This is a genomic window from Ferdinandcohnia salidurans (assembly GCF_042680725.1).
GTDB lineage: Bacteria > Bacillota > Bacilli > Bacillales > Bacillaceae_L > Ferdinandcohnia > Ferdinandcohnia salidurans.
This window is the reverse complement of sequence record NZ_JBHUEK010000005.1, coordinates 25,868-41,565: the sequence shown is the minus strand read 5'-3', so window position 1 is coordinate 41,565 and position 15,698 is coordinate 25,868. Positions and strand designations below refer to the sequence as shown.

15 protein-coding genes and 1 riboswitch are annotated in these 15,698 nt (G+C 38.2%); of the genes, 7 read left to right on the top strand and 8 right to left on the bottom strand.

What is annotated here, in order from left to right:
- The 5 genes from ACFSFW_RS02630 to ACFSFW_RS02610 form a co-directional block, all read right to left on the bottom strand.
- Nucleotides 1-1,320, bottom strand: coding sequence for a GntP family permease (locus tag ACFSFW_RS02630; RefSeq protein ID WP_388034942.1), 1,320 nt, complete (start codon nt 1,318-1,320; stop codon nt 1-3).
- Between the two features lie 338 nt (nt 1,321-1,658).
- Nucleotides 1,659-3,032, bottom strand: coding sequence for a sigma-54 interaction domain-containing protein (locus ACFSFW_RS02625; RefSeq protein ID WP_388034939.1), 1,374 nt, complete (start codon nt 3,030-3,032; stop codon nt 1,659-1,661).
- Nucleotides 3,033-3,149: 117 nt separating this feature from the next.
- Complete coding sequence (locus ACFSFW_RS02620; protein ID WP_388034936.1) at nt 3,150-4,334, bottom strand: MDR family MFS transporter; 1,185 nt, start codon at nt 4,332-4,334, stop codon at nt 3,150-3,152.
- 148 nt (nt 4,335-4,482) lie between these two features.
- Nucleotides 4,483-4,644, bottom strand: coding sequence for a glycogen biosynthesis protein GlgD (locus tag ACFSFW_RS02615; protein ID WP_388034933.1), 162 nt, complete (start codon nt 4,642-4,644; stop codon nt 4,483-4,485).
- An 11-nt stretch (nt 4,645-4,655) separates the two neighbouring features.
- Nucleotides 4,656-4,940 carry a YtzC family protein gene (locus ACFSFW_RS02610; RefSeq protein WP_099362236.1) on the bottom strand — a complete coding sequence of 95 codons (285 nt, stop codon included), beginning with the start codon at nt 4,938-4,940 and terminating at the stop codon, nt 4,656-4,658.
- Nucleotides 4,941-5,187: 247 nt separating this feature from the next.
- On the opposite strand from ACFSFW_RS02610, the gene mnmL reads away from it, so the two are divergent.
- On the top strand, nt 5,188-6,150 hold the full coding sequence (mnmL, locus tag ACFSFW_RS02605; RefSeq protein ID WP_388034930.1) for a tRNA modification radical SAM protein MnmL/YtqA: 963 nt from the start codon (nt 5,188-5,190) through the stop codon (nt 6,148-6,150).
- Nucleotides 6,147-6,719: a tRNA 5-(aminomethyl)-2-thiouridylate-methyltransferase MnmM gene (mnmM, locus tag ACFSFW_RS02600; RefSeq protein ID WP_099351916.1), complete on the top strand. Its 573-nt coding sequence runs from the start codon at nt 6,147-6,149 to the stop codon at nt 6,717-6,719. The genes mnmL and mnmM overlap by 4 nt, the downstream gene beginning before the upstream one ends.
- A 22-nt stretch (nt 6,720-6,741) precedes the next feature.
- Here mnmM and tbcS read toward each other — a convergent pair whose 3' ends face one another.
- Entirely contained in the window at nt 6,742-7,806 is a 1,065-nt protein-coding gene (gene tbcS / locus ACFSFW_RS02595) for a tetraprenyl-beta-curcumene synthase (protein ID WP_388034928.1), read from the bottom strand.
- 120 nt (nt 7,807-7,926) lie between these two features.
- Between tbcS and ACFSFW_RS02590 the strand changes: the two genes are divergently transcribed.
- Complete coding sequence (locus tag ACFSFW_RS02590; protein ID WP_388034926.1) at nt 7,927-8,466, top strand: gamma carbonic anhydrase; 540 nt, start codon at nt 7,927-7,929, stop codon at nt 8,464-8,466.
- Nucleotides 8,467-8,485: 19 nt separating this feature from the next.
- Here ACFSFW_RS02590 and metK read toward each other — a convergent pair whose 3' ends face one another.
- Nucleotides 8,486-9,685 carry a methionine adenosyltransferase gene (metK, locus tag ACFSFW_RS02585; RefSeq protein WP_304219330.1) on the bottom strand — a complete coding sequence of 400 codons (1,200 nt, stop codon included), beginning with the start codon at nt 9,683-9,685 and terminating at the stop codon, nt 8,486-8,488.
- Nucleotides 9,686-10,108: 423 nt separating this feature from the next.
- A riboswitch (SAM riboswitch) is annotated at nt 10,109-10,271 on the bottom strand.
- 282 nt (nt 10,272-10,553) lie between these two features.
- Here metK and pckA point away from each other — a divergent pair.
- Nucleotides 10,554-12,143, top strand: coding sequence for a phosphoenolpyruvate carboxykinase (ATP) (pckA, locus tag ACFSFW_RS02580; RefSeq protein WP_388034923.1), 1,590 nt, complete (start codon nt 10,554-10,556; stop codon nt 12,141-12,143).
- Between the two features lie 20 nt (nt 12,144-12,163).
- On the opposite strand, the gene ACFSFW_RS02575 is transcribed toward pckA, so the two are convergent.
- Complete coding sequence (locus tag ACFSFW_RS02575; protein ID WP_388034921.1) at nt 12,164-12,973, bottom strand: alpha/beta hydrolase family protein; 810 nt, start codon at nt 12,971-12,973, stop codon at nt 12,164-12,166.
- A 156-nt stretch (nt 12,974-13,129) separates the two neighbouring features.
- Between ACFSFW_RS02575 and ACFSFW_RS02570 the strand changes: the two genes are divergently transcribed.
- From ACFSFW_RS02570 to ACFSFW_RS02560, 3 genes are read left to right on the top strand one after another with little or no spacing between them, the layout of a single operon-like run.
- The gene (locus ACFSFW_RS02570) at nt 13,130-14,116 is read left to right on the top strand and encodes an ABC transporter substrate-binding protein (RefSeq protein ID WP_304219336.1); all 987 of its coding nucleotides are present in this window, start codon (nt 13,130-13,132) and stop codon (nt 14,114-14,116) included.
- 10 nt (nt 14,117-14,126) lie between these two features.
- A complete protein-coding gene (locus ACFSFW_RS02565; RefSeq protein WP_304219338.1) occupies nt 14,127-14,906 on the top strand; it encodes an ABC transporter ATP-binding protein in 780 nt (259 codons plus the stop codon).
- A complete protein-coding gene (locus tag ACFSFW_RS02560) occupies nt 14,884-15,693 on the top strand; it encodes an ABC transporter permease (protein ID WP_304219340.1) in 810 nt (269 codons plus the stop codon). Before ACFSFW_RS02565 ends, ACFSFW_RS02560 begins: the two co-directional genes overlap by 23 nt.
- Nucleotides 15,694-15,698: the final 5 nt, after the last annotated feature.

Below are 15,698 nucleotides of genomic sequence, written 5' to 3'. Positions count from 1 at the left end.
CTAAATTCCTAAACCTAAAGAAAATAAAATAATGGCAATGGCTAGCCCAATTAAGGGAACAATCACTGTTAACGCACCAACGGCACCATATGCATCCTTATGTGATTCTCCACAAATTGACCGTACCGTTGTTACAACATAGCCATTATGAGGGAGTGAGTCTAATGCACCTGACGAAATGGCCACGACCCTATGAAGTGCCTCTGTATTAACGCCTGCTTCAACATAATGTGGAGCTAATAATGGAAGTGCGATCGCCTGCCCCCCAGATGCTGAACCTGTCATACCGGCAATGACACTAACGGCAATTGCTCCTCCAATTAATGGACTACCTGGGATACTTGTCATCGCATCAACTGCAACCTCGAAAGCAGGAACCGCTTTTGCAACTCCTCCAAATCCAACAACGGCTGCAGTGTTACCAATCGCAATTAATGCACCAAGTGTCCCCTCGGAAAGTGCTTTATTAACGGATGTAAAATACTTACGATTCAATAAATAAGTTGAAATAACCCCACCTAATAAAGCAATGATAAGGGCAGATTGTGCAAGCTTATCGTGAAGGAAAAACGAAATAAGAAGAACCACTACTAACGGAATAAGTCCTGTAATCGGGTGTGGCAGTTCTTTATTTTCAACAATTGGGTCATTTTCTCTTGAAACGAAGGTTTCTCCTTTTGCAACTGCCTTATTAATCATCCGCTTTAACCACCAGCCGCCAAAAATCATCATAAATACCGCGACAATGGCACTAACTTCCCAACCTGCTAATGGTGATGTACCTAAATATTCAATAGGGATCCAGTTTTGAATTTCTGGAGACCCTGCTGATGTCATTGTAAATGTAACAGAACCGAATGCTAATGTTGCAGGGATAAATCTTCTCGGTAAATTTGCTTCTTTAAATAGACTAATTGCCATTGGATAAACAGAGAAAGCAACAACAAATAAACTTACACCGCCATAGGTGAGTACTGCACAGGCTAAGACGATTGCAAAAATGGCATATTTCATACCTAATTTATCAACAATCCACTTTGACACACTATCAGCCGCACCACTATCCTCCATCACTTTTCCAAATATGGCTCCTAATAGGAACATGAGGTACCAAGACGTAACGAAACTTGAAAATCCACTCATATAATTGCCAACAAAGTTTGCTTCTCCCTCACCTGCTAACTGTGGAAACAACGGAAGGCCACTTAAAACAGCTACAACTAGAGCACATAATGGCCCTGCAATTAGTAAGTTCATGCCTCTCATTGTTAAAACAATTAAAAGCACTAAGCCTCCAACCAACCCAATCATACTGAGCATTTTATATCCCCCTTACTCAAATTTTATTGTGAAACATTGTCAACCATATACAGTAATTCCGTCTCAAATCCTGATGCACTTAGTAACCGCTTTCAATTTCTTTTTAACCTCTTTTTTCGATTCGCTATATTTGACCTCCTTTTGATCATTTCAGTTTTTAATGTTGCAAGTATTGTGCCAAAATCAAAAAGGTCACTAAATCGCCATATTTCAATTTACTTTCCACCCTATAATTCCAGAATTCTGGAATTATAGTTTCCTAGTTTTTTATAAACCTAGATTACATGGGGAAAAAAAGAATTCCAGGAATCTGGAATAATGTTCCGGATTTCTGGAATTTACGATTCTAGCTTTAGCTTCTTAAGTTTTTCATACATACTAGATTTACTTATCCCAAGTGCTTTCGCAGCTAATTGTTTATCGTCACTATATTTTTGTAATGTTTTCTCGAGTACCCTTTTTTCAGTATCTTCAAGTATTTCTTTCAATGTTTTTTGGCCGATTAATAGTTTGGGATCATCAACCAAATAATCCGGTAACGAACTGATCTCTATTTTTTCTCCACTTGTTAAATGGATAGCAGCCTCTACTACATTTTCAAGCTCACGAAGGTTTCCTGGCCATTGATGTTGATTAAAAATACTCATTACCTCATCGTCAATAGCTGTAATTCGTTTTCCTGTACGCTTTGAAACTTTTTCAATAAAAAATTGGGTTAACGGACCAATATCTTCTAGCCTTTCACGAAGGGGCGGAATCCTGAACGGGATTACATTGATTCGGTAAAATAAATCCTCACGGTATCGATTCTCCTCAATCATCTGTTCCAAAGGTCGATTCGTCGCTGCAATCACGCGAACATCAACCGGGATAGGCTTTACTGCTCCTACTGGTTCGACCTCTTTTTCCTGGAGAACGCGCAATAGCTTTATCTGCATATTTAATGGCATGTCACCCACCTCATCTAAAAAAATGGTTCCACCATGCGCAAGAACAAACTTGCCTTTTTTTCCTCCCTTTTTTGCTCCAGTAAATGCTCCTTCTTCATAACCAAATAACTCTGATTCTAATAAATGCTCAGGGATTGCTCCACAATTAATTTTAATAAAAGGATTTTGACTTCTTTCACTTAATTGATGAATACTGTGAGCAAACAATTCTTTTCCGGTTCCACTTTCACCTCGAATTAAAACAGAAATATCACCTGATGCGATATTTTTAACCTTTTCCTTTAATTCAAGTACTTGCTTTGAAACCGTTTTAATATCATTCAACGTATATTTAGCCCCATTGTTTTCCTGCCAATCCTCAATATAGGTTTGCAGCTGTGACATTAAGCTTTTTATATGGCTATTCATCTTATTTAATGCCTTTGTATCTTTAAAAATAACGGCCCCTACTGCCCCAACTATTGTATGTTCAGAATAAATTGGAATTCGATTCGCAATCATATAATTCCCTTTTATATAATGCGGACTGCCAATTTCCTCTTCTCCGGTTTGAACAACGATATGCATCCTTGTGTTTTCGATTACCTTGGTCACATGTGTGCCAATAACCTCTTCTCGATTGACTTCAAGGAAATCACAATAATTTTTATTCATGTACATAATTTTACCTTGATGATCTACTACAACAATCCATTCATAAGCAGTGTCAATAATCGTTTCAAGAATTTTGTTTTTGAACTCAAAATCATTGTGATTAAACATATATTCCCCACACCCTCTTTATTCTCCCTTTATATATTCATCATATCATCTGAATAGGTATTCATTAAAGAGGTTAAAAAAAGACCTGATACCTTTTTTCGTATCAAGCCCTCTTCGTTATGCACTAATAACAACATTCGTTTTTTCTTTTAATTTTTTATCATAAATCACGGTAGTGAAGATGGATACGAACAATAATACCGCTAATACCGTAAATAACATGCTCATACCCCATAAGTCAACAAGCAGTCCACCGAGTACGGGTCCAATCATACGGCCGCCAGTTGCCATACTGTTTACAATCCCTTGATAAAATCCTTCGCGACCCTTTGGTGCAAGATCGTTTGCAATGGTCGGTACAGCTGGCCATACAAACATTTCCCCAACCGTTAATATAATCATCGCAACTAAAAATCCGCTAAATGAGCTTGCCGCTGAAACAATAAGAAAAGAACAAATAAAAATAAGAATTCCTATAATAATTTGTTTTTTCAAGGATTTTGCAAAAGATTTTATCGCCATGTTCAGTAATGGCTGCCCGAGAACGATTAAGCCTCCATTTACTGTCCATAATAAACTATATTGCTTTAATGTAATCCCGATGTCTTGTGTATAGCTTGAAATAGTTGCTTGCCATTGCACATAGGCCACCCAACATAAAACATAACCAATACAAAGAATCAGTAATGCTGTTAATTTTGAGCGATTTTTAACCATTTTCGATTGTTCAATTAAGCTTGATTGAGTAGCCTTTTCAGCGTGAATTCCGCGGTAACCAAACAATGCCACTAAGAAAAATAGAATATACATAAATGTATTCGCCATAAAAATATAATCAAATGAATAAGATGCCACAAATCCACCAAGTCCTGATCCAATCGCAACACCTAGGTTTTGTGCGATATAAACGGCATTAAATGCCTTTCTTCCACCTTCTGGCCAAACAGCTCCTGCCATTGCAAACATGGCTGGGAATACCATACCTGTACCAAGCCCAATGATGGTTAGGAAAACCACATAATGTGGCCAACCATGGTAAAAGGTAAGTCCTATTAGAGCCACTAATGAAATCAGGATTCCTGTCAGAATTGATTTATAGCCACCTATTTTATCAAATAACACGCCACCTACTAAATTTCCAATAACGGTTGCACCCGCATTAACCATTAGTACAAGACCTGCAACAGATAAAGATTTACCAAGATGACCATGAATGTAAATCGCGTTTAATGGCCATAAAAAAGATGAACCTGTGACATTAATGATCATTCCAATAATAATCATCCAAAGCGCTCGCGGCATACGGGCACCTCCTTCATTTTCACGTATTTATCGTATACCAAATAAATATTCTATTCCTTTCCACACGTTAATTCAATTTAAAAAAGTATTCGGATAACTGGACACAAAAAACAAACCGACAAGCGAATTTCGCTTGTCGGTTTGTCATTTATTCGTGACGCTGTTTTGATTTTATTGGTTGTCCCTTTTTCTGATAGTTTTGCTTTGATTTTTTCACAGGATCAAAATCCTGCCCGAACTCCACATCATTGCTGTTAACACCGTTTTTGGTTTTTTGCTCTGGATTGTTTTGTTTCGAACGCTTTTTCATGAATTCATCCCCTACATCTTATACTGTTGAATCACGTTTGCATCCAAGGTCATATCATTTTGAAGTTGCTGTAATTGCAACCTCATTCGGTGCAATTGCTCGCGTTGCTGATCATTAGAACTTTGTGCTAACTTTGCTAATTCATTCGTGACTTCCTCTAGTTGCATTTGAGCATCTGTATATTCCGTAGTATTATAATGCTCCTGTCTTCTTGCATACGTAATTTGTTCTTGAGCATTTCGGATTGAATCCTCACAGCGCTGTAAAAAGGCATCTACTGATTGTCGAGTAGCCATTCTTCCCCCTCCTACATTCGAAATGAGAAGCAAAAGCCTTCTCAACTATAGTTTGTTCATCCTTCATTACTTCTCTCAAAAAGTTATTTCCAATTTATGAGGCCAGTACGAGATGGGTCACATAGACGTTGTCACAGAAAGCGGTGTTCTCAATTTTTTGTTCTTCGAATTTACATTTGAGTTCTTAAAAGCCCCCGTGCTAAAATTTACGTAGCAAATTCTTTTCTTAGTTAGGAGGGGCGATTAAATGCCTCAAGGAAATCCATTTTCATATTCAACAGATAATAAACGTTATCATACATGGAATTACCACCTACGTAATACTTTTGGAAATAAAGTATTTAAAGTAGCACTTGATGGAGGATTTGACTGCCCAAACCGTGACGGTACAGTCGCACATGGTGGATGTACTTTTTGTAGTGTCTCAGGGTCAGGTGACTTTGCCGGAAACCGTGCGGACGATATCCTTACACAATTCCATACGATTAAAGATAAAATGCATGAAAAATGGAAGGATGGCAAGTACATGGCATACTTCCAAGCGTTTACAAATACTCACGCCCCTGTAGAGGTCTTGCGTGAACGGTTTGAACCTGTTTTAAGTCAAGAAGGTGTAGTCGGAATCTCTATTGCTACAAGACCTGATTGTTTGCCTGATGATGTTGTTGAATACTTAGGAGAATTAAATGATAGAACCTACCTCTGGGTTGAGCTTGGTTTACAAACTGTACATGAAAAAACAGCGCAGCTGATTAACCGTGCACATGATTTTCAGTGTTATGTTGAAGGAGTTAATAAGCTTCGTAAACATAATATCCAGATTTGCTCCCATATTATTAATGGCCTCCCACAGGAAACACCAGAGATGATAATGGATACAGCTCGAGAAGTAGCGAAACTTGATGTACAAGGCATCAAAATTCATTTGCTGCATTTGTTAAAAGGAACACCGATGGTGAAGCAATATGAAAAAGGACTATTGGAATTTCTCTCTTTTGAAGATTATATACAATTAGTTTGTGACCAGCTTGAAATTTTACCACCGGAAATGATTGTTCATCGCATTACAGGGGACGGTCCGATTGATTTAATGGTTGGGCCGATGTGGAGCGTTAACAAATGGGAGGTTCTAAATACAATAGATGCTGAATTGAAACGTCGTGACAGCTATCAAGGAAAATTTTATGAGAAGGTAGCTGAAAACGTATGAAATTAGATCGCATCCTTCCATTTGCCCGAAATTTACTAAAACTTGCTGTGAATGAAGGGGATTATGCAGTTGACGCTACAATCGGAAATGGTCATGACACAGCAATGCTCGCTTCATTGGTTGGTGAAAATGGACAGGTCTTTGGCTTTGACATACAAAAAGAAGCCATTGAAAACACAACCAATCGTTTGAAAGAGCAAGACCTATATGAGCGTGTTCGTTTGTTTCATGAAAGCCATAGTCAACTTTTAACGATAATTCCAACTGAAGCCCACGGCAAAATTACAGGGGCCGTCTTTAATTTAGGCTATTTACCAGGGGGGAATAAGGAAATTGTTACAAAGGCTGATTCTACGATTGAGGCAATTGAGCAATTACTTACCATCATGAAGCCTGAAGGTATCATCGTACTTGTTGTGTACCATGGCCATGAAGAAGGTGCAGTCGAACGAGATCAGCTATTAGAATACTGTTCAACACTTGACCAAAACCGTGCTCATGTTTTAATGTACCGATTTATGAATCAAATGAACAATCCACCTTTTATTATTGCCATTGAAAAAAGATAGAGCCCAGCACTCTATCTTTTTCTTATTCAAACACATGTTGAAATCTACGATAGGCTCGTCCATTTACATAAAAGAAAAACGAAGTCTTCCCACCAAGTCTAATGATTTTCTTCGCAATTTTTAATACACTTCGTTGTGTCCTTACCTTTTCATCTGATAAATAGAGACCTAATAAACCCCTGTTAATCATTCGGTGAAATTTTTCATTTGGTAGTCCTGCTGTATGTTTATCTGCTTCCGTGATAAAATGCTTTAGGCGATCGACCAATTCATTTTCATGTGAATAATAAAAACAGAAATTCAAGTCTCCGCCTTGACGGTCCTCTTCTTGATCAATGAAATAATCAAGAAGGATATGCAGGCCTTGGATATATGGAAAATACCCATTCCGCACTTTGTTAGCCATCTCTTCGTTAAATTCTTCATGAAAAGCGTACGCAACTAAACAAAAAATCCCTAGTGTGGACCCTGAACAGGCTGAGAATTCATACCATTCCATGCTAGGTAAGTTCTTTTGGTGATCTTTAAACCAATTCTCTAGTCTTGGTACTCGCTCTTCTACCTTTACATGTTTATGAATTTGTAAAGCACAATAATAACTTGCCAATTCCTGTAGATAATTAGCAATCTTATCATAATGATTAAGGTTTTGAAGAACACCCTGACAGGTTGTTACTAGGCTTTCCAAGTATCCCCCATCATCCTGTTCCTCTCGATATTGATAATAGTTTTTTGTTGGCTGTCCTGGTCGTAATGCATCTGGCATAGAGTCATGTAACGAGCTAAAATCTAACGGATCAAGTGAGGTACTACGATCACAAAGATTATCTAGATAGTCACTTATCGTTTGATAGGCAACGATAAAACGAATACATTTCTCCATTTGTCCTTCTGATAATAAGGCGAGAATTGCCCCACCTTCACAGTGAAACGTTTTAGTTTGAATACTCGCTAATGCCTGTTTCCGAAGTTCCTCATTCGGAATAGCCTCCGCTTTCTTTTTCCAAATCGATAATTCACGATGTACAATCGGAAATACCTCACGATACACTTTCTTCATTAAACTAATTGGTTTTGTTGGTACCATCGATATCACCTCATTTTTTAGGAACATTGAATCTATATACGATTTACGATATTTGTAAAAGTTGATACACTTACCTTAAATGATTATTTATCGAATATCAAACGAAAGGATGTATCTATTATGATTTATCCATACAAAGGGAAATATCCTGAAATTGCCGACTCTGTATATATTGCGGAATACGCGACAGTTACTGGTGACGTAAAAATTGGTGAGGAAACAAACATTTGGTTTAATACTGTTATACGAGGTGATGTGGCACCGACAGTTATCGGAAAAAGAGTGAGCATTCAGGATAATTCAACCTTGCATCAAAGTCCAAATAATCCTTTAATTATTGAAGATGATGTCACAATTGGACATCAGGTGATCCTACATAGCTCTATTATCCGTAAAAATGCTCTAATCGGGATGGGCTCGATTATTCTTGATGGGGCCGAGGTTGGTGAAGGGGCTTTTATAGGTGCCGGTAGCCTTGTTCCACAAGGTAAAAAGATTCCACCAAACACTCTTGCATTCGGAAGACCAGCTAAAGTTATTCGTGAATTAAATGAAGATGATCAAAAAGATATGGCCAGAATCCGCCGTGAATATGTGGAAAAAGGGCAGCATTATAAAGAATTACAGGAAAAACGAGCTAACAAAGAAGCTCGCCAGTAAGGCGAGCTTTTGTTCTATCTTATTTTGCAGCTTGTGTTTTAAGTGCTTCTGCTTTGTCAGTACGCTCCCATGGTAAATCAAGATCATTTCTACCAAAGTGACCATATGCAGCAGTTTGCTTATAAATTGGACGACGAAGATCCAGCATGTTAATAATTCCAGCAGGACGTAAATCAAAATTATCACGAACCAAATCTACAAGTACATCCTCTGACACAGTTCCAGTTCCGAATGTGTCAACAGAAATAGAAACTGGTTGAGCAACGCCGATTGCATACGCAAGCTGAACTTCACATTTATCAGCTAAACCAGCTGCAACGATGTTTTTCGCAACATAACGGGCAGCATATGCAGCTGAACGGTCAACCTTAGTTGGATCCTTACCTGAGAATGCGCCACCGCCATGGCGAGCATAACCACCGTACGTATCAACAATAATTTTACGACCAGTTAAACCAGCATCCCCTTGAGGACCACCAATTACAAAACGGCCAGTAGGATTAATGAAATATTTTGTATTCTCATCAATTAGTTCACTAGGAACGACAGGATTGATTACATGTTCTTTTAAATTACGTTGAATTTGCTCTAATGAAATTTCAGGATGGTGCTGAGTTGAAATAACAATTGTATCAATACGAACTGGATTGTTGTTCTCATCATATTCAACAGTAACCTGAGTTTTTCCATCTGGACGTAAATATGGAAGAATCTCATCTTTACGTACCTTTGTTAGTCTGCGTGATAACTTGTGAGCTAATGAAATTGGTAGAGGCATTAATTCTTTTGTTTCGTTACAAGCATAACCAAACATTAATCCTTGGTCTCCAGCACCAATTGCTTCAATTTGCTCATCTGTCATTTGACCTTCACGTGCTTCTAACGCTTGGTCAACCCCCATTGCAATATCTGGTGATTGCTCATCAATGGATGTTAAAACAGCACAAGTTTCATAGTCAAATCCGTATTTTGCACGTGTATAGCCAATCTCTTTAATCGTTTCACGGACAATCTTTGGGATATCTACATATGTAGAAGTTGTAATTTCTCCCGCAACAAGTACAAGACCTGTTGTGACAGAAGTTTCACACGCTACGCGTGCATTTGCATCACTTGCTAAAATCGCATCTAAAATAGAATCTGAAATTTGGTCACAGATTTTATCTGGATGTCCTTCTGTAACAGACTCTGAAGTAAATAAACGGCGTCTATTTGTCACAAACGCTTCCTCCTTTTCGGATTCAGAATCGAATAGGTTCGAGTTCTGACATTCATTGATACGGTACTCATTCCCTTAGTATTGTTACCTTCACGATTTTCTATCCTATATTAATGAACAGTTATCTGCGATCAAATGCGCCTTGGCGTATTTGCGCCCGATTTTTAGGCCCACACGATGTGGGTCATAAAGACGTTGCCACAGGAAGTGGCGTTCTTAGTCTTTGAACTTACAGCTCGAAAAATTACCGCTAAAAAATCGAGGCATCCGCCGGAGGCTTTAACATTATTCAGTCGGTGTTTGACCCAGACTGAATAATGTTAAACACATATTACGCGTTAAGTAACATCAATAAAACCAATAAAGAATAAAAAACCTTTCCCACTTTTTTGAGGAAAGGTTTATCGTTTATCCAGCCTTTCACTCTTATCGATCAAGGTCATACCTTGCTCAGGTTAGCACCTTATCACTTTTACGAATGTGGAGACCTACTAAATAGGTTTCACAAAAAAACATTTGATATGTAAGAAAAGTGATGGTTGCCGGGTTTCATTGGGCCTGTCCCTCCGCCAGCTCGGGATAAGAGAGTATCCGTTCAATGACATATCATATCGCAGTATTCCTTAAGGTGTCAACAGAATTTCGAAAAAAAACAAAGTCGAACTGTGTCACACTATTTCCACGAAATCGACAAACTTTAAAAAAATTATCGATTATAAAGGACTATTTTAGAATCCGTGCGCACTTTTTAATGATATGTTACGTAAAATACGTTAAATAGTATAGACTATTTTTATTAATGTGTTATACTAATTGTAAATTTGAGATAATTTATGGAAATTTAAAAATTAATAAAGGATGGTTTAACATGAATTCAGTTGAAGTTTCAAATGAGCAGCTATTAGAATTAGTGAATGGAAAAAACGCACTCCATAACCTATCTGTTCCTATTTTAGTTGAAAAAGTACTATCTAGACAAGAGGGAATCCTTACTTCGACTGGGGCTATACGTGCGACAACTGGGAAATACACCGGAAGATCACCAGAAGACAAATACATCGTAGAAGAAGCATCTACTAAAGATAGAATTGATTGGGGTAAGGTAAACAAACCAATTTCTGAAGAGGTATATGAAAAACTTTATACAAAAGTACTTTCATACTTAACAGAAAAAGATGAGATTTTTGTATTCAATGGATATGCAGGTGCTGACAAAAAAGTACGCATGCCAATCCAAGTAATCAATGAATATGCTTGGCATAATCTTTTCTCACAACAAATGTTTGTTCGACCATCTGAAGAGGATCTAAAAACACATCAATCTGAATTCACAGTTATTTGTGCACCAAATTTTAAAGCTGATCCTGAGGTAGATGGTACCCACTCTGAAACATTCATTATTATTTCCTTCGAAAAACGAACAGTGTTAATCGGAGGAACTGAATATGCTGGAGAAATTAAAAAGTCAATCTTCTCTGTGATGAACTATGTATTGCCTGAAAAAAATATTCTTTCTATGCACTGCTCTTCAAACGTAGGCCCAGAAGGTGACGTTGCATTATTCTTTGGTCTATCTGGAACCGGAAAAACAACTCTTTCAGCAGATCCAAAACGTCGTCTTATTGGAGATGATGAGCACGGTTGGTCTAGTTCTGGTGTGTTTAATATTGAAGGCGGTTGCTATGCTAAATGTATCAACCTTTCCCGCGAGAAAGAACCACAAATTTTCGATGCGATTCGCTTTGGGTCTGTGTTAGAAAATGTGGTTGTAGATGAAAAATCCAGAATAGCAGATTATGATGATAATTCATTAACTGAAAATACAAGAGCTGCATACCAAATTGAAAATATTGATAATATTATTGTGCCTAGTATTGCAGGTCATCCGAATACAATCGTATTTTTAACCGCTGATGCTTTTGGTGTTTTACCTCCTATCAGTAAACTAACTAAGGAACAAGCCATGTACCATTTCTTAAGTGGCTATACAAGTAAACTAGCAGGAACAGAGCGTGGTGTTACTGCTCCACAAGCAACATTCTCAACTTGCTTTGGATCACCATTCCTACCACTTCCTGCAACAGAATATGCAGAGATGTTAGGTAGAAAGATTGATGAACACAATGTTCAAGTATTCTTAGTGAATACAGGTTGGACTGGTGGAGAGTATGGTATTGGAAGCAGAATGAAACTATCATATACTCGCGCAATGGTTCAAGCTGCTTTAGAAGGCGAGTTAAACAATGCTGAAACCGTGAAGAATGATATTTTTGGTCTAGAAATTCCAATTCATATTCCTGGGGTTCCTGATGATGTTCTTCAACCATCCAAAACATGGGCAGACCAAAGTCAATACTATGTAAAAGCGAAAGAATTAGCTGTAAAATTCAAAGAAAACTTCAAGAAGTTCTCTAATGTTGCTAAAGAAATCGAATTATTGGGCGGACCACGCATTTAATAAAACGAAGCTCGGGGAAATTAGTCCTCGAGCTTTTTTGTTTTTGGCTCCCTTGTTTTCATCCACTCAGTTAATCGTCTTACTGTTTCTCGATTTTCATTTGGCGGAAAATAATGAGTGTATTGTGGAAAATACCAACTTTCCACCTCTTTTCCGAGTTCCTTTATTCTTTTTTCTAGACGATAGGCATGGTTAACAGAAACATTTTTATCCTTTTCACCATGAATAATAAGAACTGGAGCCTCCAGCTTTTCAAGTTCGTATAGTGGTGTTCTCCATTTATAACGTTCAGGATATTTTGTTGGTGTTCCTCCAATTACCCGCTTCAGCATTCGCCGTAAATCGTTTCGTTCCACATACGTTAGGCTTAAATCACTTACGCCACCCCATGTCACGATCGTACATACCTGGGGATGCTGAATGGCCGTAAGAAGGGCCATTACTCCTCCGCGCGAAAACCCAAAGACATGAATCCGAGTCGGGTTCACTTTTTCATGATCCTCAAGCACTTTAAAAGCAGAAAATGCATCATACCTGTCATGACCAGCGAAATCTTCATTCCCATCTCCCCCCTGATTTCCCCGATAAAAAGGTGCCATCACTACAAAACCTTCTGAAGCAAATTGGATGATGCGACCAATTCGAACCATACCTACATTTTTTATACCACCGCGTAGATATAAAAAACCGTCGTATACACCCTCTTCCATTGGTTCGGCAAGATAACCTTTCACTTTTAGTCCTTTACTCCAATATGTAATTAAATAAAGATTGATTGCCGGATTGGGAGACGGAAATCTCATTTTTTCAATAATAGTGCCTTCCACCATAATATCTATCCTCTCTAAAACATGATTGTACAACCTTTACTTTAAATGTTCTTAAAAAACGCAAAAATAGGCATTCACACATTTTTGTCACGTTTCATAGTCTATCTTAAGTAATTACTAAAGTCGACAGATGAACTGTCAAGGAGGAATGAATACATGCGCCGTATTCTTGCAAGCCTTTTTGCATTACTGCTTATTATTCCGTTAGCCGCTTGTAATAATGACCAGGTCCAAAAAATCCGTATTGCAGAGGTTACTCGTTCGGTGTTTTATGCACCGCAGTATGTAGCGATTACCGAAGGATTTTTTGAAGAAGAGGGCTTAGAAGTTGAATTAACAACTGTACCAGGTGGAGATAAGACTATGACTGCGTTAATTTCTGGTGGTGCTGATGTAGCCTTAGTAGGTTCTGAAACATCCATCTATGTTGAGGCACAAGGCTCAACCGACCCTGTAATAAATTTCGCAGCTCTTACACAAACGGATGGTACATTTTTAGTCGCAAGAGAGAACATCGAAAACTTTAGCTGGGAGCAACTCAAAGATAGTACATTCCTTGGCCAACGTAAAGGCGGTATGCCACAAATGGTTGGGGAGTTTGTATTAAAAAAGCATGGAATTGACCCACAAGGTGATTTGAATCTCATTCAAAACATCGACTTTGCCAATATTTCTAGTGCTTATGCTTCAGGCACAGGAGAGTTCGTCCAGTTATTCGAACCAACTGCAAGCCTTTTTGAAAAAGAAGGCCGTGGCTATATTGTCGCATCTTTCGGTGAAGAATCCGGTAAGGTCCCATATACATCCTTTATGACCAAGCAAAGCTTTATTGATGATAATGGGGAAGCCGTTGAAAAATTCACAAGAGCGATTTATAAAGCACAACAATGGGTGGATTCCCATAGCCCAGAGGAAATCGCTGATTCGGTTCAAGAGTTCTTCCCAGATACACCACTTGATCTAATCACTTCTTCTATTGAACGTTACAAGAATCAAGGTTCTTACGCAACAAACCCTGTTTTATCAGAGGAAGCTTGGAATAACCTTCAAGACATTATGGATGAAGCAGGAGAATTACCAAAGAGAATTGACTACAACACACTTGTTAACACAAGTATTGCTGAAAAAGTAATTTCCAAATAGGAGTGTTACTATGAGCTTTTTGTCAGTAAAAGATATACACCATGTTTATTTTACAAAGGATTCTACAACGACCGCACTCGAGAATATTTCACTCACAATCGAGGAGGGAGAGTTTATCTCTCTTCTCGGCCCTAGTGGGTGTGGTAAAACCACTTTACTCTCTATTATTGCTGGATTATTAAAACCGACATATGGAGAGATTTTGATTGAAGGTAAAAAGATTGAAAAAGCGAAGTCCGATATCGGCTATATGCTGCAACAGGACTACTTATTTCCATGGAAGACAATTGAGGAGAACATCCTTGTTGGCTTACAAATCATGAACCAAGAAACAGATTTAACAAGGAAAAACACTTTAGAACTACTTGAAGAAATTGGCTTAAAAGGGGTTGAAAAAGCTTATCCGAAACAGCTCTCAGGAGGGATGAGACAAAGAGCCGCATTGGTTCGCACGCTTGCAACAAACCCAAAAATCCTTCTACTTGACGAACCATTCTCTGCACTAGATTTTCAAACGAAGCTGAAATTGGAGGACCTTGTATCAGAGACCTTAAAGGAATACCAAAAAACAGCCATTCTTGTCACGCATGATATCGGTGAGGCGATTGCCATGAGCGACCGAATCTTCCTGCTTTCTAAAAGACCGGGTAAGATTGCAAAAGTATTTGATATCCCAGAGAACCTGCGCAATGAGACTCCATTTGATGCAAGACAACACCCAGTGTATTCGAATATTTTTCAGCAAATATGGGAGGAGTTAGATAAACTTGAAACAAAACCTGAATATTAAAGACCTTCACAACCATTATCTGCAGTCGATTAAAAAAGAGAAAAGACTAGTCAGATTTTATCAAATCCTCATTTTTATTGTCTTTTTCGGGTTCTGGGAAATTGCGAGTCGAAGCCATTGGATAGACCCTTTAATCTTTAGTGCTCCTTCAAAAGTGTGGAATCTATTCTTAGATAAAATAAATGATGGAAGTTTGTTTAATAATCTTGCTGTAACATTGTTTGAAACAGTGCTAGGGTTTATTATCGGAACTGCCCTAGGGGTTTTAATTGCCGCGCTTTTATGGTGGTCAGAACGTCTTTCAAACATCCTTGATCCGTATTTAGTTGTTTTAAATGCAATGCCAAAAGTAGCATTAGGCCCAATCTTAATCGTTGCCTTAGGTACCGGATATGTGTCAATTATTGCAATGGGCGCAATCATTTCGGTTATTATCACGACAATTGTCATCTATACTTCGTTTAAGGAAGTCGATTATAATTACATCAAGGTACTACAGACCTTTGGAGCAAATCGGAAACAAATCTTCCGTGATGTCATTCTCCCCTCATCCTTTCCAGCCATTATCTCCACATTAAAGGTTAACGTTGGATTGTCATGGGTCGGAGTCATTGTTGGAGAATTCCTTGTTTCAAAGCAGGGCTTGGGATATCTTATCATTTATGGATTCCAGGTATTTAATTTCACACTCATTTTCCTAAGCTTATTATTGATTGCCATTTGTGCCACTCTCATGTACCAAGGAGTTGAGCTCCTCGAGAGAAAGCTAATAAAGGATTCTAAATAGAAAGC

What these genes read in the sequence shown, in the direction of transcription:
- ACFSFW_RS02630 (WP_388034942.1), bottom strand. Translation starts at nt 1,320, where the DNA reads ATGCTCAGTATGATTGGGTTGGTTGGAGGCTTAGTGCTTTTAATTGTT.
- ACFSFW_RS02625 (WP_388034939.1), bottom strand. Translation starts at nt 3,032, where the DNA reads ATGTTTAATCACAATGATTTTGAGTTCAAAAACAAAATTCTTGAAACG.
- ACFSFW_RS02620 (WP_388034936.1), bottom strand. Translation starts at nt 4,334, where the DNA reads ATGCCGCGAGCGCTTTGGATGATTATTATTGGAATGATCATTAATGTC.
- ACFSFW_RS02615 (WP_388034933.1), bottom strand. Translation starts at nt 4,644, where the DNA reads ATGAAAAAGCGTTCGAAACAAAACAATCCAGAGCAAAAAACCAAAAAC.
- ACFSFW_RS02610 (WP_099362236.1), bottom strand. Translation starts at nt 4,940, where the DNA reads ATGGCTACTCGACAATCAGTAGATGCCTTTTTACAGCGCTGTGAGGAT.
- mnmL (WP_388034930.1), top strand. Translation starts at nt 5,188, where the DNA reads ATGCCTCAAGGAAATCCATTTTCATATTCAACAGATAATAAACGTTAT.
- mnmM (WP_099351916.1), top strand. Translation starts at nt 6,147, where the DNA reads ATGAAATTAGATCGCATCCTTCCATTTGCCCGAAATTTACTAAAACTT.
- tbcS (WP_388034928.1), bottom strand. Translation starts at nt 7,806, where the DNA reads ATGGTACCAACAAAACCAATTAGTTTAATGAAGAAAGTGTATCGTGAG.
- ACFSFW_RS02590 (WP_388034926.1), top strand. Translation starts at nt 7,927, where the DNA reads ATGATTTATCCATACAAAGGGAAATATCCTGAAATTGCCGACTCTGTA.
- pckA (WP_388034923.1), top strand. Translation starts at nt 10,554, where the DNA reads ATGAATTCAGTTGAAGTTTCAAATGAGCAGCTATTAGAATTAGTGAAT.
- ACFSFW_RS02575 (WP_388034921.1), bottom strand. Translation starts at nt 12,973, where the DNA reads ATGGTGGAAGGCACTATTATTGAAAAAATGAGATTTCCGTCTCCCAAT.
- ACFSFW_RS02570 (WP_304219336.1), top strand. Translation starts at nt 13,130, where the DNA reads ATGCGCCGTATTCTTGCAAGCCTTTTTGCATTACTGCTTATTATTCCG.
- ACFSFW_RS02565 (WP_304219338.1), top strand. Translation starts at nt 14,127, where the DNA reads ATGAGCTTTTTGTCAGTAAAAGATATACACCATGTTTATTTTACAAAG.